Raw genomic sequence first — 949 nt, 5'->3', positions numbered from 1 at the left:
GTCCGGTGAAGAACGTCGCGCCGGGACCAGCGAGGAAGACGACGGCTGACGCGATTTCCTCGGGCCTGCCGATCCGGCGCAGCGGATGCATCGTCTCCTGAGCCTGCTGGTTCTCGCTGAGGGCGTCGAAGCCCAGCAGCGGGGTGTCGGTCGGTCCCGGCGCGACGGCGTTGACCAGGATGCGCGGCGCGAGTTCCCGCGCCCAGGAACGGGTGAGGCCGAGCAAAGCGGCCTTGGTGGCGCAATAGACCGAAGCCTTGGCGCGGCCGAGATAGGCGAGTTCCGAGGCGATGTTGATGATGCGGCCACCATCGGCGAGGTGAGGCAGCATTTCCCGCGTCATCAGGATGGCACCGCGGACGTTGACCGCGAACATGCGGTCCACGTGTTCAGCCGAAATACGGTCGAGCGGCGCTTCCTGAAGGATGCCGGCATTGTTGACCAGTATGTCATAGCCGCCGAGCCGGCGCGCGCCTTCGGTGACCGCGGCAATGATATCGGCCTCCCGCGACAGGTCGCAGGCAAGGATCGTCAGGTCCTGCTCAGAGGCGGCCAGATCGAGCCCGATCACCGTGGCGCCGGCCTCCCGCAGCGCCAGCGCCGTCGCCCGGCCGATCCCGCTGGCAGCGCCGGTGACCAGCGCACGCTTTCCGTGCAGTGCAGCTACCAAGGCACTTCTCCCCTGTCGACGCCGAGCGATTGTCCGGTGATGTTGGCGGCAAGGTCCGAGGCCAGGAAGAGGTAGGTGCCGGCGACGTCGTCCGGCACCATGAGACCGGGCAGCGCCTGCCCATCGACAATTGCGTCGAGCAGCTCGGCCTCGCCGCGGCCGTCATGCTCGGCCATGCGGCCGAGCGAGCGCATGGAAGCCTCGGTCCGCACCCAGCCAGGGCAAACGGCGTTGACGCGAATGCCTTTCGGGCCGAGCTCCCTGGCCCAGGTTTTCGTC

Annotated in this window: 2 protein-coding genes; both read right to left on the bottom strand. The window is 68.1% G+C overall.

Going from position 1 to position 949, the window contains the following annotated elements; genetic code table 11:
- Nucleotides 1-670: SDR family oxidoreductase (locus EOD07_RS35805; RefSeq protein ID WP_164772919.1), on the bottom strand; the 670-nt coding region annotated here is incomplete at its 3' end.
- The coding region (locus EOD07_RS35800; protein ID WP_127238470.1) for an SDR family oxidoreductase at nt 664-949 on the bottom strand (286 nt) is incomplete at its 5' end. The genes EOD07_RS35805 and EOD07_RS35800, both read right to left, overlap by 7 nt.

The sequence above is a fragment of the Mesorhizobium sp. M2C.T.Ca.TU.002.02.1.1 genome, from assembly GCF_003997225.1.
This window is presented reverse-complemented; position numbering and strand designations above follow the sequence as displayed.